This window comes from Sphingobium olei (assembly GCF_042678845.1).
Taxonomy (GTDB): Bacteria; Pseudomonadota; Alphaproteobacteria; order Sphingomonadales; family Sphingomonadaceae; genus Sphingobium; species Sphingobium olei.
On sequence record NZ_JBHTLS010000012.1, the window covers coordinates 1 to 531 of the forward strand.

1 protein-coding gene is annotated in these 531 nt (G+C 58.0%); it reads left to right on the plus strand.

Going from position 1 to position 531, the window contains the following annotated elements:
- On the plus strand, window positions 1–470 hold a 470-nt coding region (locus tag ACFQ24_RS03730; protein ID WP_380909108.1), incomplete at its 5' end, for a transposase.
- Between the last annotated feature and the right edge of the window lie 61 nt (window positions 471–531).

The window sequence follows — 531 nt, forward strand, 5'->3', positions numbered from 1 at the left end:
ATCTGGTCGCCATCATGGACTGGGCAAGCCGCAAGGTGCTGGCCTGGCGGCTATCGAACACCATGGACGCAGGCTTTTGCGTCGAGGCACTGGAGGAGGCGCTGGCCCGTTTTGGTAAGCCCGAAATCTTTAATACCGATCAGGGCAGCCAGTTCACCAGCAATGCCTTCACCCGTGTGCTGCGCGCAGCTGAGATCAAGATCAGCATGGACGGCCGGGGACGCTGGATGGACAATGTCTTCATCGAACGGCTCTGGCGGTCTGTGAAGTACGAATGCGTCTATCTGCACGCCTTCGAAACCGGTTCTGAACTGCGTGCCGGCCTTGGTCGATGGTTCGCCTATTATGACAACCATCGTCCTCATTCACGCCTTGCGGGCAGAACCCCAGGCGAGGCATATGGGCAAATCGGCGCTTCAAATCCTGGGGGGCATGCCCCCCAGGATTTGATCACTCAAATGGCGGCATGAACGACAACCGGGATGAGCTTAATTTAGCCGCCAACCTGTCCAAGAAGGCGAGGCCACCTCA